The 20,823-nt window shown below is 39.6% G+C and carries 21 protein-coding genes and 1 tRNA gene; 19 read left to right on the top strand and 3 right to left on the bottom strand.

All coding sequences use genetic code 11. From position 1 onward, the window contains the following. Positions 1-38: 38 nt before the first annotated feature. Positions 39-776, bottom strand: coding sequence for a YebC/PmpR family DNA-binding transcriptional regulator (locus SULAR_RS05155; protein ID WP_008243715.1), 738 nt, complete (start codon positions 774-776; stop codon positions 39-41). Between the two features lie 85 nt (positions 777-861). Here SULAR_RS05155 and SULAR_RS05150 point away from each other — a divergent pair, with 85 nt between their 5' ends. After that, the gene (locus SULAR_RS05150; RefSeq protein WP_008243712.1) at positions 862-2,298 is read left to right on the top strand and encodes a YdiU family protein; all 1,437 of its coding nucleotides are present in this window, start codon (positions 862-864) and stop codon (positions 2,296-2,298) included. A 35-nt stretch (positions 2,299-2,333) separates the two neighbouring features. Continuing rightward, complete coding sequence (locus SULAR_RS05145; protein ID WP_008243710.1) at positions 2,334-2,651, top strand: co-chaperone YbbN; 318 nt, start codon at positions 2,334-2,336, stop codon at positions 2,649-2,651. 455 nt (positions 2,652-3,106) lie between these two features. Here the strand turns inward: SULAR_RS05145 and SULAR_RS05140 are convergent, their stop codons facing one another. Together SULAR_RS05140 and exbB are read right to left on the bottom strand one after the other, a co-directional pair. Beyond that, a complete protein-coding gene (locus tag SULAR_RS05140; protein WP_008243708.1) occupies positions 3,107-3,484 on the bottom strand; it encodes a biopolymer transporter ExbD in 378 nt (125 codons plus the stop codon). Next, the gene (exbB, locus tag SULAR_RS05135; RefSeq protein ID WP_038000252.1) at positions 3,481-3,909 is read right to left on the bottom strand and encodes a TonB-system energizer ExbB; all 429 of its coding nucleotides are present in this window, start codon (positions 3,907-3,909) and stop codon (positions 3,481-3,483) included. The genes SULAR_RS05140 and exbB overlap by 4 nt, the downstream gene beginning before the upstream one ends. A gap of 184 nt (positions 3,910-4,093) precedes the next feature. On the opposite strand from exbB, the gene gyrA reads away from it, so the two are divergent. The 17 genes from gyrA (at position 4,094) to SULAR_RS05050 (ending at position 20,807) form a co-directional block, all read left to right on the top strand. Beyond that, positions 4,094-6,586 (top strand): DNA gyrase subunit A, encoded by a 2,493-nt coding sequence (gene gyrA, locus SULAR_RS05130; RefSeq protein WP_008243706.1) that lies wholly within the window; start codon positions 4,094-4,096, stop codon positions 6,584-6,586. A gap of 1 nt (position 6,587) precedes the next feature. Beyond that, complete coding sequence (locus tag SULAR_RS05125; protein WP_008243705.1) at positions 6,588-7,625, top strand: aspartate-semialdehyde dehydrogenase; 1,038 nt, start codon at positions 6,588-6,590, stop codon at positions 7,623-7,625. Beyond that, positions 7,625-8,131, top strand: a complete 507-nt coding sequence (locus SULAR_RS05120; protein WP_008243704.1) for a YqhA family protein — start codon at positions 7,625-7,627, stop codon at positions 8,129-8,131. The genes SULAR_RS05125 and SULAR_RS05120 overlap by 1 nt, the downstream gene beginning before the upstream one ends. A 2-nt stretch (positions 8,132-8,133) precedes the next feature. After that, on the top strand, positions 8,134-9,183 hold the full coding sequence (gene hemE / locus SULAR_RS05115) for a uroporphyrinogen decarboxylase (RefSeq protein WP_008243703.1): 1,050 nt from the start codon (positions 8,134-8,136) through the stop codon (positions 9,181-9,183). A gap of 31 nt (positions 9,184-9,214) precedes the next feature. Beyond that, positions 9,215-9,580, top strand: a complete 366-nt coding sequence (locus SULAR_RS05110) for a four helix bundle protein (protein ID WP_238536362.1) — start codon at positions 9,215-9,217, stop codon at positions 9,578-9,580. Continuing rightward, complete coding sequence (locus SULAR_RS05105) at positions 9,570-10,979, top strand: HD domain-containing protein (RefSeq protein ID WP_008243701.1); 1,410 nt, start codon at positions 9,570-9,572, stop codon at positions 10,977-10,979. Before SULAR_RS05110 ends, SULAR_RS05105 begins: the two co-directional genes overlap by 11 nt. Further along, positions 10,972-11,928, top strand: a complete 957-nt coding sequence (locus tag SULAR_RS05100) for a radical SAM protein (protein WP_008243700.1) — start codon at positions 10,972-10,974, stop codon at positions 11,926-11,928. The genes SULAR_RS05105 and SULAR_RS05100 overlap by 8 nt, the downstream gene beginning before the upstream one ends. A gap of 76 nt (positions 11,929-12,004) precedes the next feature. After that, a tRNA-Asn gene (locus SULAR_RS05095) sits at positions 12,005-12,079 on the top strand. Positions 12,080-12,262: 183 nt separating this feature from the next. Beyond that, positions 12,263-13,513 (top strand): integrase arm-type DNA-binding domain-containing protein, encoded by a 1,251-nt coding sequence (locus tag SULAR_RS05090; protein WP_008243699.1) that lies wholly within the window; start codon positions 12,263-12,265, stop codon positions 13,511-13,513. Beyond that, positions 13,510-14,283 carry a hypothetical protein gene (locus tag SULAR_RS05085; protein WP_008243698.1) on the top strand — a complete coding sequence of 258 codons (774 nt, stop codon included), beginning with the start codon at positions 13,510-13,512 and terminating at the stop codon, positions 14,281-14,283. The genes SULAR_RS05090 and SULAR_RS05085 overlap by 4 nt, the downstream gene beginning before the upstream one ends. 193 nt (positions 14,284-14,476) lie before the next feature. Further along, positions 14,477-14,689 (top strand): AlpA family transcriptional regulator, encoded by a 213-nt coding sequence (locus SULAR_RS05080; RefSeq protein WP_008243697.1) that lies wholly within the window; start codon positions 14,477-14,479, stop codon positions 14,687-14,689. Next, positions 14,679-14,954, top strand: coding sequence for a hypothetical protein (locus tag SULAR_RS05075; RefSeq protein ID WP_008243695.1), 276 nt, complete (start codon positions 14,679-14,681; stop codon positions 14,952-14,954). The genes SULAR_RS05080 and SULAR_RS05075 overlap by 11 nt, the downstream gene beginning before the upstream one ends. Beyond that, positions 14,951-16,411, top strand: coding sequence for a hypothetical protein (locus tag SULAR_RS05070; protein WP_008243694.1), 1,461 nt, complete (start codon positions 14,951-14,953; stop codon positions 16,409-16,411). The genes SULAR_RS05075 and SULAR_RS05070 overlap by 4 nt, the downstream gene beginning before the upstream one ends. Positions 16,412-16,751: 340 nt before the next feature. After that, positions 16,752-18,104: a mannose-1-phosphate guanylyltransferase/mannose-6-phosphate isomerase gene (locus SULAR_RS05065; RefSeq protein ID WP_008243691.1), complete on the top strand. Its 1,353-nt coding sequence runs from the start codon at positions 16,752-16,754 to the stop codon at positions 18,102-18,104. Continuing rightward, positions 18,091-18,570, top strand: coding sequence for a GDP-mannose mannosyl hydrolase (locus tag SULAR_RS05060; RefSeq protein WP_008243690.1), 480 nt, complete (start codon positions 18,091-18,093; stop codon positions 18,568-18,570). The genes SULAR_RS05065 and SULAR_RS05060 overlap by 14 nt, the downstream gene beginning before the upstream one ends. A gap of 12 nt (positions 18,571-18,582) precedes the next feature. Continuing rightward, positions 18,583-19,704, top strand: a complete 1,122-nt coding sequence (gene gmd / locus SULAR_RS05055) for a GDP-mannose 4,6-dehydratase (protein WP_008243684.1) — start codon at positions 18,583-18,585, stop codon at positions 19,702-19,704. Between the two features lie 8 nt (positions 19,705-19,712). Then, complete coding sequence (locus SULAR_RS05050; RefSeq protein ID WP_008243683.1) at positions 19,713-20,807, top strand: GDP-L-fucose synthase; 1,095 nt, start codon at positions 19,713-19,715, stop codon at positions 20,805-20,807. Positions 20,808-20,823 lie beyond the last annotated feature (16 nt).

Below are 20,823 nucleotides of genomic sequence, written 5' to 3'. Positions count from 1 at the left end.
CACTATTACGGATATGCTTGCTCCTCCTATGTTAGGCTTTAAGCGATGTTCGTAAAGACAGATTGAACGTCTTCATCCTCTTCCAGTTTATCGATAAGTACATCGACTTCTTCCATCTGTTCATCACTGAGCTCTATTGGTGTATTGGCAATATACTCTAATGTCGCTTTTTTGACCTCTATATTCATATCTTCCAATGCTTTACTTAATTCACCAAATGCAGTAAAATCACCATAGACTCTCACGATCTTGATATCATCACCAACCTCTTGAGGCTCTATATCTTCTTCTATCTCTTCCAAACCAAAGTCAATGAGTTCTAATTCCAACTCTTCAAGGTCCATATCTTCTGTTTTGTTGAAGACGAAGACACATTTACGTGTAAACATGAAGTTGAGTGATCCTGAAGTAAGCATCTCTCCACCGTTTCTGGCCAGTATGGCTTTTACATTGGCAACCGTTCTTGTATTATTGTCTGTAGCACACTCTACGATCATCTGTACACCATGTACAGCCTTGACATCGTATGTCAACTCTTTGATATCTGCAGCATCTTTAGCAGAAGCTCTTTTGATCGCTGCATCGATATTGTCTTTAGGCATGTTTTGCGCTTTGGCATTAAGAATAGCGGTACGAAGTTTAGGGTTCATATCAGGATCTTGACCGCCTTCTTTGGCTGCCATGGTGATAATCTTTCCTAATTTAGGGAAAAGTCTAGACATGGTTCCCCATCTTTTCATTTTCGCTGCTTTACGGTATTCAAACGCTCTACCCATTAGTGATTCCTTACAAATTTAATTGTGTGATTATACTCCTATTTGGCTTAAGTAGCATCAAAGCCATGCTATGTAGAATTTAACTATGAAACTAAATGAAATAAAACTGACCAATCCCTATTTGGCATTACCGGACGAGTGCTATACAAGAGTCAAACCCACACCACTGGAGAATGTATTTTTGATCCATGCCAATGAAGATGTGGCAGAGCTATTGGATATAGATATTGAAGAGCTCTACAGTGATGCTTTTGTGGAATTTGTCAATGGTGCCTGGCAGCTTGAAGGCTCAGATCCTTTTGCGATGTGTTATGCCGGTCATCAGTTCGGGCATTTTGTGCCACGTCTGGGAGACGGACGGGCTATCAATATAGGTACGATCAAACAGTGGCATCTGCAGCTTAAAGGTGCAGGCCAGACACGTTACTCACGTTCAGGTGATGGGCGTGCTGTACTTCGCTCTTCTATTCGTGAGTATCTTATGAGTGAAGCGATGCATGGACTTGGCATAGAGAGTACAAGAGCTTTGGCACTGATAGGTTCAGAACATAAAGTCTATAGAGAAGAGTGGGAGACAGGGGCCATAGTACTTCGTGTCTCTCCTTCATGGGTACGTTTTGGTACTTTTGAGTACTTTACACACAAAAAAAGATATGAAGAATTGGAAGCATTGGCTGATTATGCTATTGCAGAGAGTTACCCGCACTTGGTAGAGGTACCCGACAAATATCTACAGTTTTTTACAGAAGTGGTCAGTAGAACAGCCAGACTCATGGCAGAGTGGCAGGCAGTAGGGTTTAACCATGGCGTGATGAACACAGACAACATGTCCATCGCAGGGCTTACCATAGACTACGGCCCCTATGCCTTCTTGGATGACTATGACTCTCAATACATCTGTAACCATACAGACCAAGGCGGACGTTACAGTTTTGGCAACCAGCCCAATATAGGAGCATGGAATCTGCAGGCGCTTATGCATGCATTGGCACCAATGGTGAATAGTGATAAGATGGAAAAAGCCCTCGACGACTATGCAAGAGTCTATACTGAACGCTACTTGGAACTTATGGGTAAAAAGATAGGGTTGGATAAACTTCAGGATAGTGATCTGGAGCTTTTCAAACAGCTGCTTAGTATGATGCAGGGCATGAGTATAGACTATACACTTTTTTTTAGAACCCTTAGTCGTTATGATGGAGAGAGAACAGCACTTTTGAAACTGGGGCTCTATCATAAGCCGATGAATGAGTGGTTAGACAGTTATGATGAGAGACTGAAAGCAAATACTTCCAGCACTAAAGAGAGACACAGTGCAATGTTACAGACCAACCCAAAGTTCGTGCTCAAGAACTACATGCTGCAAGAAGCCATCACTGCAGCTGTAAATGGCGACTTCAGTGTTGTAGATAATCTATTTGAGATCGCAAAAGATCCCTATGCCGAACATGAAACGCATGAAAGATGGGCTGGTGCGACACCGGAAGAATTTAAAAATCAGAAGCTCAGTTGTAGCTCCTAATCGTTATAATTTTAAAAATCATTCAAGGATAAGGTATGACACTAGAAGAACTGCAAGAGACTATAAGAAGTGAAGTAGGCGTTCTGCTTTACTTCTCTGGAGAGCACTGTAGTGTATGTCATGCGCTCAGACCCAAGTTTAAAGAGGTGTTTGATGAGAATTTTCCTCTGCTCAAGCAGATATACCTTGATGCACATGAAAATCTAGAGATCTCTGCACATTTCCAAGTCTTTTCCGTGCCTACAATGATAGTCTTTATGGATGGACGAGAGTTTGCCAGAGAGGGACGTTCTGTCAGTATGCATCAATTGACTGAGAAACTGAAGCGTCCATATGGGATGATGACGGAATAGTGCAAGTCTGTCATCCTTGTACTTGATGGGTAATTTTTTTGCTAAGAGTAATGAAGGTTTTTGAAGTTTGATGGAACTTCCCTTTATCCTCATTGAGGCGTTGTTTCTCTCTTCATTTTTTTAGAAAAAACGAAGCAAAAAAGCGTCATGGTTCTCGAATCGCTTCGCTTTCAAGGGCGTTCACCATGACAGAGGCGCACATTCGTGCGATCAATAATTAAAAAAGCCCCCTTCATTAATCGTACGAAGTACGTTCATCTGACACTACGAACACCCTTGAAAGCGAAGCGATTTGAGAGTAGTGTCGACTTTTGTTTTACTTTTCTAGAAAAGTAAAGAGGGTAACATCACCGCAGTTTATATGATTGGAAGTTCAAATAAAATGTCAGAAGTAATATGGGTTTAAATAAGAGAGATCCCCGGTATAAACCAGGAGGGTATCAATGCTGAAGTAATTACTGTTTCGTAATGATCGAAATATTCTCAAAACCTTTGGTTTTAAGAATATCTATAATATCCACAAAGTACCGAAATTCACTGCTTTTATCCATACGCAGTGAGATAAGATCCTTTTTGGGATCAAGTTTCATCAGTCTTTCTTTGATGAGGTCAAGACTCAAGACCTCTTTTTCATAAGAGTAGACCCCTTCTTTATTGACAGCAATTTGGATATTTTTCTTCTCTTCGCTTTTTTTAGAACTGGCACTCGGAAGGTCCACTTTGAGGGCTCGATTTTCTACAAACGTAGCTGTTGCAAGTACGATGACCAGTAGAACAAGTACAATATCTATGAATGGTACGACATTCATTTTGTCAAAGCGTTCTCTCCTCATACTGCGTTTGGATCCTGTGCAATTTCCCATTTGGCCAAGATGGTATCCACTCTTGTAAGCAGTGCATTATAGATAACCGTTGCAGGGATCGCTACGACCAGTCCGGCTGCGGTCGCTTTCAATGCGAGTGCCAAGTGTTTCATGATCTCACCGGGGTTGATCGTATCTTGTTGGTCACCTATGATATAGAATGTAAGGATGATAGCAAGTACTGTACCAAGCAGTCCTATATATGGGGCATTTGAACCGATAGAAGCAATGGTTGCCAAACGTTTTGAAATGTCAAGTTCCAACGCGGTTTTATTTTTATAGTCTGTTACTTTGAGCCCACGGTAGAAAAGTACTCTTTCAATAGCAAAGGCAAAGGTAATAAAACTTAAGAAAAAGAGAAATCCTATGATCCCATAATCTACGATATCTTTCAGTTGTTCAATTGGCACTATTTTTCCTCAATATATGAATTTAGCCTGCATTATATAGAATATAGTGTTAAAACTATGTTAAATCCATTTTAAGACACCTAGCGTCCATTTTAAGCGCTTTTTAGCCTTTTTATTTAAGCCGATGTTAGATACAATCAATACAATTTTTTACACAACAAGGAAATGCATGAGCGATCTGTTTGAAGAGCAACAAAATACCGGACAAGTGTTAATTGAAGATAGTATGAAGTCAAGTTACCTTGACTACTCTATGAGCGTCATCATTGGTAGAGCATTACCTGATGCGAGAGACGGGTTGAAACCTGTACACAGAAGGATCCTCTATGCGATGAACGATCTCAGTCTTTCGCATAGAAGTCCGTATAAAAAATCTGCACGTATTGTCGGGGATGTGATCGGTAAGTATCACCCACACGGTGACTCTTCAGTCTATGACGCACTTGTACGTATGGCACAAGACTTTTCTATGCAGGCACCGCTTGTGGATGGCCAAGGGAACTTCGGTTCGATCGATGGTGACAATGCTGCAGCGATGAGATATACTGAAGCACGTATGACAAAGATCGCTGAAGAGCTTCTCTCTGACCTTGAAAAAGATACGGTAGACTTTGTACCGAACTATGATGATTCCATGCAGGAACCTGATGTACTCCCTTCGCGTGTCCCGAACCTGCTTCTGAACGGTTCAAGCGGTATCGCGGTCGGTATGGCCACGAACATTCCTCCACACAGACTGGATGAATTGGTAGATGCACTGGTTATGCGTATCGATAACCCGAACACAACGGTAGAAGATATGATGAAGGTCGTTCAGGGGCCTGACTTCCCGACAGGTGGTATTATCTTCGGTCGTAAGGGTATCACAGATGCTTATACAACGGGACGCGGGCGTATCAAAGTGCGTGCGAAGACACACATAGAACAAAAAGGTTCCAAAGAGATCATCATCATCGATGAACTGCCTTTCCAGGTCAATAAATCCAGACTTATAGAGAACATTGCACAGCTTGTACGTGACAAACAGATAGAGGGGATCTCGGAACTTCGTGATGAGTCGGATAGAGAAGGTATCCGTGTGGTGATCGAGCTGAAACGTGATGCGATGAGTGAGATCGTACTGAACAACCTTTTCAAAAGCACTCAGATGCAAGTGACGTTTGGTATCATCATGCTTGCGATCGCAGATAAAGAGCCAAAAGTCTTTAATCTCATGGAGCTCTTCGACCTTTTCTTGAAACATAGAAAAACAGTCGTGATCCGAAGAACGATCTTCGACCTTGAAAAAGCAAGAGCAAGAGCACACATCTTGGAAGGTCTCAAGATCGCTGTAGATAACATCGATGAAGTGATCAAGATCATCCGTGCTTCTGCTGATGATGTGGAAGCCAGAGAGAGTCTTATGTCACGTTTCAAGCTTTCAGAGATACAGGCAAAAGCGATCCTGGAGATGAGACTTAGACGTCTTACAGGTCTTGAGATTGAGAAGATCGAGAATGAGTTGAATGAATTGCTCAAACTCATTGCAGAACTTGAAGCCATCCTGAAAAGTGAAGAGAAGATCAATGCGATCATCCGTGAGGAGCTTGTAGAGATCCGTGAAAAATACACCACACCACGCCGTACAGAGATCGTAGATGACTATGATGATATCGATATTGAAGATCTTATTCCAAATGAGCCGATGGTTGTGACGATCACACACCGTGGATATATCAAACGTGTACCTGTGAAACAGTACGAGAAGCAGCACCGTGGCGGTAAAGGTAAGATCGCTGTGACGACCTATGATGATGACTTCATCGAGAAGTTCTTTACCTCCAATACGCATGATACACTCATGTTCGTTACAGACAGAGGACAGCTCTACTGGCTCAAAGTCTATCGTATCCCAGAGGGATCTCGTACCGCCAAAGGTAAAGCGGTGGTGAATCTTATCAACCTTCAGCAGGATGAGAAGATCATGGCGATCATCCCTACGGAGGATTTTGAAGCGGACAAAGGATTGGTCTTCTTTACCCAAAACGGTATCGTGAAGAGAACCAACCTCTCAGAGTACTCAAACATCAGAAGCAATGGTGTAAGAGCGATCAATCTTGACGAAAATGATGCGTTAGTTGATGCGAAGATCGTGAAGCCAGATACGAAATGGCTCTTCGTTGCAACGAAAAAGGGTCTTTGTATCAGATTTAAAGTGGAAGATGCAAGAGAGATCGGTAGAGTATCACGTGGTGTAACTGCGATCAAGTTCAAGATAGAGGGTGATCATGTATGTGGTGCTACAACCATCGAGAATGAAGAAGATGAATTGCTGATGATCAGTGAAAAAGGTCTGGGTAAACGTACCACTGCAAGTGAGTACCGTGAACAGAACCGTGCGGGTAAAGGGGTCATCTCTATGAAGCTCACACCTAAAACAGGTGATGTGGTCGGCGTAGTGTTCGTAGAAGAAGACAAAGACCTCATGTGTCTGACGAGTATCGGTAAAATGATACGTGTAGATATGGAAACCATACGTAAAGCGGGGCGTAACACATCAGGTGTGAAGATCGTCAACGTAGATGCAAAAGATAGAGTGGTGAGCATTGCTAAATGCCAAAAAGAAGAGATACCGGATGAGAATGACGGTGAAGAAACAGATAATACATTAGGATTAGAATAGCGTGAAGAAATATAACGTAGCAGTAGTCGGTGCAAGCGGTGCCGTAGGTGAAGAGCTTTTTAGAGTGTTGGAAGAGGTAAACTTTCCCGTAGGAGATCTTTTACCTTTGGCAAGTGCAAAATCTGCAGGTGAAACGATAGAGTTTCAAGGGAATGAGTACAAGATAGAAGAACTCACTGAAGAGGTATTTGAAGGACGCAACATAGATATCGCGTTCTTTTCAGCCGGTGGAAGTATCTCTGCACATTATGCGAAGTATGCAGTAGAGTCTGGGGCAGTGGTCATTGACAATACCTCTCACTTCAGAATGGATCCGAATATACCACTGGTAGTGCCTGAAGTGAACCCTGGAGACATCGCACTTTGGAAAGAGTCAGGTATCATCGCGAACCCTAACTGTTCTACCATTCAAATGGTACAGCTTCTCAAGCCGCTTCATGACCTCTATGGGATCAAAAGAGTGGATGTAAGTACCTACCAGGCCGTAAGTGGTGCAGGTAAAAAAGGGATGGAAGAGCTAGTACGGCAAATGCAGGCTTTTTTCAACTTTACACTGGATGATGCAAAAGTCGAAGCATTTGCACACCGTATCGCACTCAATGTCATTCCTCATATTGATGTGCCTCAGGAAAACGGTTACACCAAAGAAGAGATGAAAATGGTCAACGAAACCAACAAGATCATGCATAGCGACTTTGCCGTATCTGCAACTTGTGTGCGTGTACCGGTTTTAAGAAGCCACTCTGAATCTATCACGATCACATTTGATGAGAATGTAGATGTGAATGTAGACGAAGCAAGAGAAGCATTAGGTAACTTTGAAAATGTCAAGGTGGTAGATGATATGTCTAAAAATGAGTATCCTATGCCTTTGACTGCAACAGATACAGATGATACCTATGTTGGGCGTATCAGAAAAGATATCTATGCGAAGAATATCCTGCATCTTTGGGGTGTTGCTGACCAGGTAAGAGTCGGTGCTGCGACCAATGCAGTAAGAATCGCACAAAAATGGATCAAACTAGAGGAAAATGCTTAATGTTAGAAAAACTATTTGAAGGCGCTATCTGGAGAAGTAGATTTATCGTACTTTTGGCTGTTATTTTTGGTTTACTAGGTGCCGTGATCCTTTTTGTGGTTGCTTCAATGGATATCTGGAGTGTCGGTGTTTATACACTCAATACGATCCTCACCCATGCACACCCTGAAAACTTTCATGAAGATATCGTAGCAGGGATCATCGGTGCGGTGGATCTCTATTTGATCGCCGTGGTAATGTTCATTTTCTCTTTTGGACTGTATGAGCTTTTCATTTCAGATATTGATGAGGCAAGCGGGAAGAATGGCAGTAAATTACTGGCGATCCATTCACTTGACCAGCTTAAAGACAAGATCGCAAAAGTTATCGTCATGGTACTTGTGGTGAACTTCTTTCAAAGGGTATTGCATACGAACTTTGCTACACCTATTGAGATGATGTATTTTGCACTTTCTATTACCGCATTGGCAGTAGGATTATATTTTTTAGGGAAAGTAGGTAAATAGTAATGAGCAAAATTTTTGTAGACGCATGTCTAGGGAAAGAGACACCATATACACCGGTATGGATGATGAGACAGGCAGGGCGTTATCTGCCGGAGTACATGGCAGTACGTGCCGCAGCAGGTAACTTCCTTAACTTGTGTCATGATCCCAAAAAAGCAGCAGAAGTAACCATCCAGCCACTCGATATCGTGGGTGTGGATGCGGCTATCTTGTTCTCGGACATTTTGGTTATTCCGGATGAAATGGGTATGGACCTTAGTTTTGTGAAAGGGGAGGGACCAAAGTTCTCTGACCCTCTGACATCACAAGAAGACCTGGATAGACTCATCGGTGGTGAAGAGGCGGCAAGTAAACTGACCTATGTCTATGAGACGATCGCACTTCTCAGAGAGCAGCTGGATGCAAGAGGTGATGAGAAAGCGCTTATCGGTTTTACCGGTGCTCCTTGGACATTGGCAACGTATATGATAGAGGGGCAGGGGACTAAAACCTACAATATCTGTAAGAAGATGATGTACTCCAATCCTGAACTTCTCCATAACATCCTTAGAAAAGTCACCGATGTCGTGAAGCTTTATATGGAAAAACAGATCCAAGCAGGTGTGGATGTCGTACAGATCTTCGATTCCTGGGCAGCAGCGATCGAACCGGGTAAATATGACGAGTTCTCATGGAAATATATGGTGGAGATCGCTGAATATCTCAAAGAGAAGTATCCGCATATCCCTGTGATCATGTTCCCTAAAGGTGTTGCAGCCTTTATCGAGCGTGGTTTGGTGTATGGGAACTTTGATGTATTCGGTGTGGACTGGGGAACACCTATGGCCTTGGCCAAAGAGAAACTGGGTGATAAATACGTCCTTCAGGGAAATATGGAACCATGTAGACTCTACTCCCAAGAGGCAACAACAGCGTGTGTAGAAGCGATCCAGGAGATCATGGGCGGTAAAAGACACATCTTTAACCTAGGACACGGTATCCTCCCGGACGTTCCGGTAGAAAATGCAAAACATTTCGTAAAAGAGTGTCAGAGAGTGAGTGCGAAGAGCTAGAGCTCTTTAGCGCAGCGCTGAGAGATGAGCGTTGAGCGATGAAAAAGGAGCAAATATGCGATGTGAGAGATTGGATGTTTGGAAACGATCTTGTCGTTTATCTGTAGAAGTATATAAATTATTTTCTGATTCGAAAGATTTTGGTTTTAAAGATCAAATTACTCGTAGTTCCCTTTCCATTGCCAGTAATATTGCAGAAGGACTTGAAAAAGAATCTTCTAAAGAAAAAATACGTTATATTGAAATTGCTAAAGGTTCGGGTGCAGAACTTATCACACAAACCTATATTGGCATAGAAATTGGATATATCGATAAAAATACCGGTATGTCATGGGTGAAAGAAATAAAAGAGTTATTAAGAATGCTTGGTTCATTAAAGAAAAATTATGCAGAGTAATTCTCAACGCTCAATGCTCACTACTCAACTCTCGCCAAAGGCGCTCCAAACCGTCGAAGAATGTGAACTGGGGATCGTAGGACACAAAGTGTTCGTACGCCTGAAAGATATCCCTATGTACCTCTCTAAACGTACCAAAGACAGTATTCGAAATCGCTATAGCCACTCTATGGAAGTAGGCCTAAGCACAGAGTACATACTGAACCATCTGAGTAGACAACTTGGTAATGATGTCGACTTGAACTTTTTCAAGATAGGAAAGATCGTAGGGCTGTTGCATGACATCGGTCATACGGCATTCAGCCATGATGGAGAAACTATCCTGGATACGATGTTACAAAAGGCTTCAGCTACCTTGGATTCTCCTTTACGATTTAATGCAAACCTCAATAACTTCAGACGTATCCTCAAGTATGAATTCTATGAAAACCTACCAGAGGATGTTAGAGAGTATGCTTTGGCTTCTTTGGTCAAGCGTGTACATGAGCTTGAAGAGTATCCTGAGTATCTCTATTTAAAACAGTATGTTCTCAATGCCATTGCCTTGGAGGAGAAGTACCTTGGATCCAAAGGCATCATGATCCAAAACATTACAGGTAAAACTATTTTGTGTCAGGCGATGGATCTGGCAGATGAGAACAGGTACCGCGTGACCGATATCATCGATTCGCTCAACATCTACACCAAAGAAAAACTGCAGGAGATCCTGCTGCGTTCCATCAAAAGTGAAGTACGGGTAAAGGATATACGAAAACTGGTGTATTTGAAAACACTCACAGTACCTGGCTATGAGAGCGTGCATTATGACAAGATGAAGATCAAAGAGCTGCTTATCGCACTGCTTAACCGTTCAAGCAACGCCAAAACGGAGTTTCAAAATACTATGAACGCTATCTCCATGGCTTTTAACAGGAACTTCCGATTAAGAGAAGACGGAAAACTGGTGCCTGTGGATGATGAGATAGAAGCCTTAAGAAAAGAGTTCCAGAAAGTCGCGGCGAAGTATCTCTGGGGTTCAAAAAAAGTGCAGAATATCAAGAAACCTTTTAGTCACTATTTTACGACGGTAGCAGACTACTTTATTAACAAAGAGTTCGATCTGGAACTGATCGACAGCAATACCTATAAAGAGAAGCTGACAGAATTGCAAATGAGTAATATAGGTGAGGAAGTCTATCTGAGAGAGAAGTTGAGTCTCATGCGGAATTTTCTGGGAGGATTGACCAACCTGAAGATCATGGAAATCTATAAGAAGATATCCCTCTTGAAGTTTGAAGCAGAACTGGGGTATCAACTGGACAACCGTGATAAACTTGTAGATAAGCATACGGTAGAGGCTTTTGAAAAGAAGTTGGAAAAGAAGCGTCAAAGATTACTAAAAAAGAGAAGTCATGTCTGATAAAACTGAACGTTTAACGCTTACCGCTGAACACTCACCAAAGGTGATCTTCGGTCCCATACATTCCAGACGTTTTGGTAAATCTTTAGGGGTTGACCTGAGTCCCGGTAAAAAACAGTGTAATTTTGACTGTCTCTACTGTGAACTGGACCCGGCCAAAACGATGGATACCTATGAGGATGTCGTAAGTGTAGAAGCAGTCACCACTGCACTGAAAGGAGCGCTGAAAGAGCATGGCGATATAGACTTCATCACCCTCACGGCCAATGGTGAACCCACGCTCTACCCCTATCTCTCAGAACTCATAGATGAGATCAATACCTTTAAAGGGTCGACCAAGACACTCATCCTTTCCAATGCAGCCAACATCGATGATATGAAGATACAGGATGCACTGCTGAAACTGGATGAAGTGAAACTCTCTCTGGACTGTGCCACTCAAAAATGCCTGCAAAAACTTGACCGTTCCCATAAGGGTATCGATGTCGAGAAGATCAAAGCAGGGATGTTAGCCTTTAAAAACAGATATGACGGACCGCTCGTCATAGAGATACTCATTGTCAAAACACTCAATGACTCCGAAGAAGAGATAGCCAAGCTCAACGAATACCTGCTGAAACTGCAACCTACACGTATAGATATAGGCACCATAGACAGACCGCCTGCCTATGATGTAAAACCTGTCAGTTATGAAAAACTGCTGGAGATTAGCCATCTTTTTGACAGCGCTTTGCCTGTCTACATCGCCTCACGAAAGAAAGCCGAGATCTCCGTTTCCAGCTACTCTGAAGAAGAGATACTGGAAACCTTATCGAAACGTCCTTTGACAGCAGAAGACATCGAAGCACTTTTTGATGATGAGAGTCAAAACAGGGTACAAGATCTTCTCCATGAAAAGAAAATAAAGCAAGTTTCAACAAATGGCGTAGATTTTTACAAAAAAGCCTAAAATATCCTTGACTTTAAAAAACTTTTTTACTATAATCTCACCCACGAAACAAGCACTCGCTTATTTCAACCATTGTTCCGGCATAGCTCAGCGGTAGAGTAGATGACTGTTAATCATTTGGTCCCAGGTTCGAATCCTGGTGCCGGAGCCATTCTTCAATATAAAATAATCCCATATAATCTAACAAAGCCCTAAAATACGATATAATATCCACTTTATCCTCATTATTCTGTCTGATAAAGTCTAAGGTAAATTAATAGAATCTAGGACTTTTAGGGGCATTTCTGGGGCCTAAATAAGAAAAGTACCCCCATGCATAAAAGGAAATACCCCTATGGCAAGAAGAACATTACCCCTAACCGATACTGAGATAAAGAAAGCAAAGCCTAAAGAGAAGGGATACAAGCTATTTGATGGAGATGGTCTATTCCTTTGGATCAATACCGCTGGTGGTAAACTTTGGAGACTTAAATATACTTCACCAGTTTCTCAAAAAGAAAAAACATATTCTATAGGCAAGTATCCAGAGATAACACTTGCAGCAGCAAGAGCAGAACGTGAACGTTTACGTCAACTCATAAAATCTGGGATAGATCCATCACAAGAAAAACAAGAAAATAAAAAAGTACGAATTATAAATGAAAATGAAAGATCTGATACTTTTGGTAAAATTGCTCTAGATTTTCTTGCACATAAAACAAAAATCTCAGATGATTATAAAGATATGCAACTGCGTAGATTGGAACGGCATATATTCCCATCTTTAAAAAACGTCCCTATAAAAAGTATTGCTAGAGCTGATATTATTGAACTTATTAGATTAATAGAAGCAAATGGTACACTGGAAATGGCTAGTAGAGTATTTTCTCTTTGCAATGAAGTATTCAGATATTCTGCGGCAAATGATAAAATCCCTTATAATATTTTACAGGATATTGATAAGAAGAGTGTTTTTAAACAACCAGATGAAAAACATTACCCGGTCATACTTGATGAAAAAGAGATAAAGATTCTATTAGATGTAATAGAGGATTATCAAGGCGATATTTCGACAAAATACGCCTTAAGATTGCTTCCTCATCTCGCATCCAGACCAGGCAATATAAGAGTAGCAGAGTGGAAGGAGATAGACTTTGAAAATTCCGAGTGGATCATACCTGGAGAAAAGATGAAAATAAAAGTAAAATTTAAAGGTACTAATGAGGTACAACCTCACATTGTACCCCTTTCAAAACAGTCAATGAAAATTATTAAAGAACTAAAAAAGCTCACTGGGGATGGGCCGTATCTATTCCCAAGTGCATTACATAAAGATAGACCAATGTCAGATAATACACTTTCATCTGCAATGAAAAGACTTGGCTATAAAGATAAAATGAATCCTCACTCTTTCAGAGCCATGTTTTCCACAATTCTACATGGTAAAATTGACGAACATGGATACCATAGTGATATAATTGAACGCCAGTTGGCTCATAAGGAGAGAAATAGAGTAAAAGCTGCATATAATCATGCTGAGTATTTACCGCAGAGAAAAAAGATGATGCAATGGTGGAGTGATTATTTGGATGGGGTGAAAAAATGAAAAATAGAAAGCAAACCCCAGATACTAAAACATATCACTTATTTCTAAAATATAGAAACTACAAAGAACTAATTACCTCTGGTAGGGTTAGTAAATATTACATATTTGATTATCCTGAAAGTATTGATGTAGATAATGTTGAAGATATGATTAGATACATTCATAAAAAACAAAAAGACACATTGAAAAAGGATAAGGATGATATAAAATATATTGGTGAGCCTGCGGCACGAATCCAAAAAACCAAAGATTTATATGGTAAATATTATACGCCTGATATAGTAAATCAAGGCTCAATGTCTGACTACACATTCAATAATGTAATAAATTACGGAAAGGATAAAGTTCTCGACTTCTCTATTGATTATAACTTTACAGAAAGTAAATTTGAACTAACCAGTAACCCTGTTATATTTGATATTCAGGATGGGATGTATGACTACATGATAAAAGATAATAACATCGAAAAGTTATACGAATTAATAGAAGAGATTAATCTATATAATAAAGTGCGAAAATTTATATTATCAAATACTTCGTCAAGTTATAATATTACTCACAAAATAGATAAGTTATCAATCTTAAAAAGAAAATATCTTACAGAGGGAAAGGATGTAAGTTTTATAAACAATTGTTTAATGATTATAAAAGATGAAAATTATAACTCTCCCAATCTATATAAAGCACATTTGTTATTGCGAAAAAATATCATTAACATAAACACCATTGATATAGCAAAAGCTATTATTCGGAACTCTAAACTTAAATAAGTCTTAATTTTATTCTTCTACGGTACACATTTTTTATCAAACTCCCACTTCCATAACTTCAACATAATCTTTCAATTATACTTGTTTTAGTCTAATGACGATTAGGCCCATATAGGCAAATTCAAACACAAGCTTATATGCTCAAATCTAAGGCCTTAGTCCAACCTATTGGTGAATAGGGAAAGACTAAAAAATGAATGATGCTACAACAATGCATTTCATTACAGAGTTGCCAAAGAAACTAAGGGCTAAAAAAATAGCTGAAGAGTTTGGAATTGGTTTATCAACAGTATGGCTATATGCCAAGGAAGGAAAACTAACACCTATACATGTAAGTCCAAGAGTTACTGTATTTGATACACAAGAAGTATTATCACTTTTTAGTGAGGTGCATAATGGGAAATAATTATGTAGCCTTTATAGATGACACTATCAATGATTATGTTGAATACCTAATCATGATGGATCCTGATTTATATGCAACTGATGGTGTTAACAACAGAATTGTACAAAGATACTTTAAAGATGTATATAACACAGAAGTTCATGATGATATAGCATCCACGGTTCATCCTTTAACAAGAGCAAAGAGTAAGTTCTTGCAAGCAAATCCTGATATGGATAGAGGTATCAAAGAAGCAGATATGCATACTCCAAAGAGTAGTAAATGACTAAGGAAATCAACCCTGACCTTCAAAAGATTATCAGAGTCTTAAAAAACTCTGGTAATACCATAGAAGATATTTCCAATAGTCAGTTATCAGACATTGCAGGACTCAACAGAAAGTATATCCAACGGAATAAACTATCTATACAAGCTTATTATGATACGGCAGCAAAAGCTACTAAGAGTGATTATACGTTTTTCAGTAATAGAAATATTGATGTATATATGAATATAGCTTTCAATAAGAAAGATAAATTTATATATAGAGATACTCTTGGGGCAGTTGTTGGATACCTTTTGAAGTGGGAGTATAATCTATTGGCCCATATACAAAAGAATACAAAAGTCATCGAAATTGGTAAGGCGGTAACTGAACTCATATGTCTCATTGAAAGTAAAAAGGATACTTCTAAGGGTACACCCATACATAGCCAATCCAAATCTGTTAAGACTTTATTCAAATCTAATAAACTTAAATTTATAGATGAATTATTTATACGTACCAATGGTTATTATGCAGGTTACACATCTAAGAAATGGAAACTTACTAATTTATCAACAAAGGTGATTGAACAGGCTATAGATATATTATTAGACAGAATACACTTGGTGCATATTCAATGTCCCACCAACTGTGCTACATATAGTAGTATATGTAGTCCACTTCATGGGACACCTATAGACCTTAGTATAGTGAAGACCTTAAACTTATCATCTATACTTCATATCCTTAATATGTCCGTAGGTTATAACCCAAGTACCAATGAATTGCTTGTATCAATGGAACATACATCTACCACAGATGAAACATTAGGTAGGAACTATAATCTCTTTTGCCGGTTGCGTTCATACGAAAGATTAAAGTTTGGATACATAAATTATGATATTTCCGCAGCTTTACAAACAATCTGTTTACAGCTTATAGGAGCCTCTAAAAGTGATTACCCTATACTAACATCCTATTCAACAGATAAAGCCTTCAAAACCTCTCTACGGTCTTCTATTGCCTGTGATTCAAACATACCTATAGATGAGGTAAAAGCAAAACTTACAGCCTTTGCAAATGGCGGTATAAGTGGTAAAGACAAACACCCAATGTATATGACGTTCCAAGAAGAAAGTGATCGACTAAGAAGAGAGGTTATAGCATATACAGCAAAGCATAATCCTTTGTTATTGGAAAAAGCTAAGAAGCAGTCCAAAAGAACTTTATCTGAAGATATAGACTGGTTTGACTTGTCCCCAGAGTACTCACATTATGTGGCACGAAACAAAGCGTCAGTCTTTTTCTTTGTATGGACGTATTATGAAAGAGTCATAAGAAAGGCTATGCTGAAATGTTTTCCTGATGGCATAGAAGTGCACGATGCTGTTTATTCAAAAGAACGAATTGACACAAAAATAATAGAGCAGAAAGTATTTGAGAATACTGGGTTTAATGTGCAAATATCAACCGACTAAGACAATATGGAGGTGCTCTATAAGATATTTTCTATAGAGTTTACCACCATGTTCATATTGACGAAAAAATATATAATTAAAACGTCAAAAATATCTCTCCTGACACTTGATTCCATAGTACAAAACATAACTTTTCACTTAAATTCAAACTGGTTACTTTTTTGACTTAATTCACAATAAAAAAAGAGAGAAAAAACCTTGCCAGATGGTATCATTTTTGATAATGCTAAAGAAGTTGCTTTTAAAGGTAAATGTGAAGGTTATATCTCATCTCCTATTCATAGCACTTAATGAAGTTTGGATATAATCTTTTTAAGTTTATGTTTGGGAGAGTAAGTAGATGACAAATATCATATTATGTGGAGGTAGTGGAACAAGACTATGGCCGCTTAGTCGTACGCTTATGCCAAAACAGTTTGTAAAACTTTTTGAAGGTGAATCTCTTTTCCAAAAAACAGTTTCACGTAACCAAAAAGCATGTGATTCACAGTTCATCGTTTCTAATGCAGAACAGTATTTTCTTGCCATAGATCAGATAGAAGAGATGGCAATACCAAGCTATACAGCCAATTATCTACTTGAACCAGTTGGCCGTAACACTGCACCTGCCATAGCACTCGCCTGTCTTGCCCTAGATCCCCAAGAGATCGTTCTTGTCACTCCGTCTGATCATCTTATTAAAGATGAGTCAGCCTATATTGAAGCTATGGAGAGAGCAAAAACATTAGCACAATCAGACAATCTCGTAACGTTTGGCATCACACCACAATACCCGGAGACAGGTTTTGGTTACATTGAGGCAAATGGTGAGTCCGTTCTCTCATTTAAAGAGAAACCAGATGCCGCTACTGCTCAGGCATACTTGGATGCTGGAAACTATTACTGGAACTCTGGAATGTTCTGTTTTAAAGCAGGTGTCTTTCTTGAAGAGTTAAAACAATATTCTCCTGAGATCTATGAGGCTTCTTTGTCAGCCTATAATAATGCAAAAACAGATGAGATGATCCGTATCACTTATGAAGACATGTCTACTATTCCAGAAGACAGTATAGACTATGCAGTGATGGAAAAAAGTAATAAGGTAAAAGTGATACCTTCAGACATCGCTTGGAGTGATCTTGGTAGCTTTGAATCTTTGGATGTAGAGATAGATTCAAGTAATCAGATCATTAATATTGGCTCAAAAAATAACCTGGTCCTCTCACCTAAACAGGTAGCTACCATTGATGTAGATGACCTTATCATCATTGACACAGCAGATGCACTTCTCGTATCCAAAAAAGGTTCATCCCAAAAGGTGAAAGAGGTCGTTAAAAAACTCAAAGAAGAAAATTCTGAACTGCCAAATATTCATGTCACCGCACATCGTCCTTGGGGTACCTATACCATACTGGATGAGTCTAATGGCTATAAGGTTAAACGTATCGTCGTGAAACCAGGTAAACGTCTCTCTTTACAAAAGCACCATCACCGCTCTGAACACTGGGTTGTAGTAAGCGGTACAGCGTTAGTGACAAATGGTACAAAAGAGTATTCTGTAAAAGCCAATGAATCAACCTATATTCCTATGGGTGAAATTCACCGTCTTGAGAATGTGGGGAAGATCCCACTGGTGATGATCGAAGCACAGGTTGGAGAATATGTTGGTGAAGATGACATCGTACGTATAGAGGATGATTTTGCAAGAAACTAATCCAGGGTATCTCACAGGTGATGTCTTTAAAACCGTCATTAAGAATACACCTCTTGTATCCATCGATCTTATTGTGAAGCTCAAGGGTAAAGTATTACTGGGAAAAAGAGTCAATAAACCAGCTAAAGATTACTGGTTTACATTGGGTGGCAGAGTATTTAAAAATGAGACTATTAAGAGTGCCATACATCGTATCTGTAATATGGAAATAGGTATAATCCCACCTGAACATCCAAGGTTTATAGGTGTGTTTGAACATCTTTATGACGATGGCATTTTTGATGATGTTTCGACGCACTATGTGAACCTTGGGTATGAGATAGAAGTATCAGACCTTGAAGATCTGCCAAGAGATCAGCACAATGAGTATCGTTGGTTTGGTCTTGAAGAACTGATACAAAGCGATGAAGTGCATACGTATGTGAAAGATTATTTCACCACGCAAAATGGTACAGTCCCACAATAAAAGGAGAGTTAAATGGCAGATAAAAAGGTAGCACTGATCACAGGAATTACAGGACAAGATGGTTCTTACTTGGCAGAGTTTTTACTTAAAAAGGGTTATATCGTTCATGGTATTAAAAGAAGAGCATCGCTCTTTAACACAGACCGTATCGATCACCTTTACCAAGATCCACATGTAGAAAATAGAAACCTTATTCTTCATTATGGAGATATGACTGACTCTATGAATCTGACTCGTATCATCCAGGAAGTGCAGCCAGATGAGATCTATAACCTTGCTGCCATGTCTCATGTTGCCGTGTCGTTTGAAACACCTGAATATGTTGCTAATGCAGATGGTACAGGAACCTTGCGAATCTTGGAAGCAGTCAGACTCCTTGGACTTGAGAAAAAGACAAAGATATATCAGGCATCTACATCAGAACTGTATGGAAAAGTACAAGAAGTACCACAAACAGAGACTACTCCTTTTTATCCAAGAAGCCCATATGCTGTAGCAAAGATGTATGCGTATTGGATCACAGTGAACTACCGTGAAGCCTATGGTATGTTCGCATGTAACGGTATCTTGTTCAACCATGAATCACCGGTACGTGGAGAGACATTCGTAACTCGTAAGATCACCAGGGCTGCTTCTAAGATCGCTCTTGGCCTTCAGGATAAACTCTATCTTGGAAATCTAGATGCCAAGCGTGACTGGGGTCATGCGAAAGATTATGTGAAGATGATGTGGATGATCCTCCAGGCTGATGAACCAGAAGACTGGGTTATTGCTACAGGTGTTACGACTCCGGTAAGAGAGTTTGTACGTATGGCATTTGCATATGCTGGTATAGAGTTAGAGTTTAAAGGTGAAGGTATAGATGAAAAAGCCTATGTGGTCTCTTGCTCCAATCCTGAGTATCAAGTAGAGATAGGAAAAGAAGTGGTTGGTGTTGACCCTCGTTACTTCCGTCCGACAGAAGTAGATCTTCTTATCGGTGATCCGTCCAAAGCAGAAGAGAAATTGGGCTGGAAAAGAGAGTATAAGTTAGAAGAACTTGTGAATGATATGATGGCATCAGATCTTAAACTAATGACAAAAGACCAGTATCTTAAAGATGGTGGTTACACGATCATGAATTATTTCGAATAGGCACCATAGTGAATAAAGATGCTAAGATATATGTAGCTGGTCATAGAGGATTGGTAGGCTCGGCAATTGTCTCTAACCTTAAGTCCAAAGGTTATACCAATGTCATAGGTAAGACACATGCCGAACTGGATCTCTTAGATCAACAGGCAGTAGCTTCTTTTTTTGAGAGTGAAAAGCCGGAATATGTATTCCTTGCAGCAGCAAAAGTAGGGGGCATAGTGGCTAATAACACATATCGTGCTGATTTTATCTATGAGAACCTGCAGATACAGAACAACATCATCCATCAAAGTTATAAAAATGGTGTCAAGAAACTGATGTTCCTTGGTTCTACTTGTATCTACCCAAAAAATGCACCACAACCCATGAGAGAAGATTGTCTTCTTACCGATACACTTGAATATACGAATGAACCTTATGCCATAGCAAAGATTGCGGGTATAAAGATGTGTGAGAGTTATAATTTACAGTATGGCACCAACTACATCTCAGTCATGCCGACAAACCTCTATGGTCCAAATGATAATTTCGACCTTGAAAAATCTCATGTACTTCCTGCACTTATCAGAAAGATTCATTGTGCGAAACTTCTCAATGAAAGCAGATATGATGAAGTTGTGAAAGATCTTGGTGTACAAAGCATTGATGAAGCAAAAGCCTACCTTTCAAACTTTGGTGTGGATGAGAACAGAGTAGAGATATGGGGCTCAGGTAAACCTATGCGTGAGTTCCTATGGTCAGAGGATATGGCAGATGCCTGTGTATTCTTGATGGAAAACCGTGACTTTAAAGATACCTATTCTGTCGAAGATAGTTCAAATACTACTTGTACGCCAAATGAAGTGAAAAATAAAGAGATACGTAATACCCATATTAACATTGGTACGGGTGAAGATATCTCCATTAAAGAACTTGCAGAAATGATTAAAGCAATCATTGGATTTCAAGGAGAACTCTACTTTAATGCAGACAAGCCTGATGGTACGATGAAGAAACTAACTGATGTTTCTAAGTTGCATAATCTTGGGTGGAAGCATAAAGTGGAATTGCGTGAAGGGATTGAGAGAATTTATAATTGGTATCTTCATAAGGAGTGTGTTTAATGAAAGGCATTATTTT

Source organism: Sulfurovum sp. AR (assembly GCF_000296775.1).
In the GTDB taxonomy this organism is placed as follows: Bacteria; Campylobacterota; Campylobacteria; order Campylobacterales; family Sulfurovaceae; genus Sulfurovum; species Sulfurovum xiamenensis.
Note: the sequence above shows the minus strand (reverse complement) of the source record. Positions and strands in the feature narration are given on the sequence as shown.

Bases quoted from the DNA above. Each gene is read 5' to 3' on its own strand.
- SULAR_RS05155 (WP_008243715.1), bottom strand. From the start codon at position 776: ATGGGTAGAGCGTTTGAATACCGTAAAGCAGCGAAAATGAAAAGATGG.
- SULAR_RS05150 (WP_008243712.1), top strand. From the start codon at position 862: ATGAAACTAAATGAAATAAAACTGACCAATCCCTATTTGGCATTACCG.
- SULAR_RS05145 (WP_008243710.1), top strand. From the start codon at position 2,334: ATGACACTAGAAGAACTGCAAGAGACTATAAGAAGTGAAGTAGGCGTT.
- SULAR_RS05140 (WP_008243708.1), bottom strand. From the start codon at position 3,484: ATGAGGAGAGAACGCTTTGACAAAATGAATGTCGTACCATTCATAGAT.
- gyrA (WP_008243706.1), top strand. From the start codon at position 4,094: ATGAGCGATCTGTTTGAAGAGCAACAAAATACCGGACAAGTGTTAATT.
- SULAR_RS05120 (WP_008243704.1), top strand. From the start codon at position 7,625: ATGTTAGAAAAACTATTTGAAGGCGCTATCTGGAGAAGTAGATTTATC.
- hemE (WP_008243703.1), top strand. From the start codon at position 8,134: ATGAGCAAAATTTTTGTAGACGCATGTCTAGGGAAAGAGACACCATAT.
- SULAR_RS05105 (WP_008243701.1), top strand. From the start codon at position 9,570: ATGCAGAGTAATTCTCAACGCTCAATGCTCACTACTCAACTCTCGCCA.
- SULAR_RS05100 (WP_008243700.1), top strand. From the start codon at position 10,972: ATGTCTGATAAAACTGAACGTTTAACGCTTACCGCTGAACACTCACCA.
- SULAR_RS05090 (WP_008243699.1), top strand. From the start codon at position 12,263: ATGGCAAGAAGAACATTACCCCTAACCGATACTGAGATAAAGAAAGCA.
- SULAR_RS05085 (WP_008243698.1), top strand. From the start codon at position 13,510: ATGAAAAATAGAAAGCAAACCCCAGATACTAAAACATATCACTTATTT.
- SULAR_RS05080 (WP_008243697.1), top strand. From the start codon at position 14,477: ATGAATGATGCTACAACAATGCATTTCATTACAGAGTTGCCAAAGAAA.
- SULAR_RS05075 (WP_008243695.1), top strand. From the start codon at position 14,679: ATGGGAAATAATTATGTAGCCTTTATAGATGACACTATCAATGATTAT.
- SULAR_RS05070 (WP_008243694.1), top strand. From the start codon at position 14,951: ATGACTAAGGAAATCAACCCTGACCTTCAAAAGATTATCAGAGTCTTA.
- SULAR_RS05065 (WP_008243691.1), top strand. From the start codon at position 16,752: ATGACAAATATCATATTATGTGGAGGTAGTGGAACAAGACTATGGCCG.
- gmd (WP_008243684.1), top strand. From the start codon at position 18,583: ATGGCAGATAAAAAGGTAGCACTGATCACAGGAATTACAGGACAAGAT.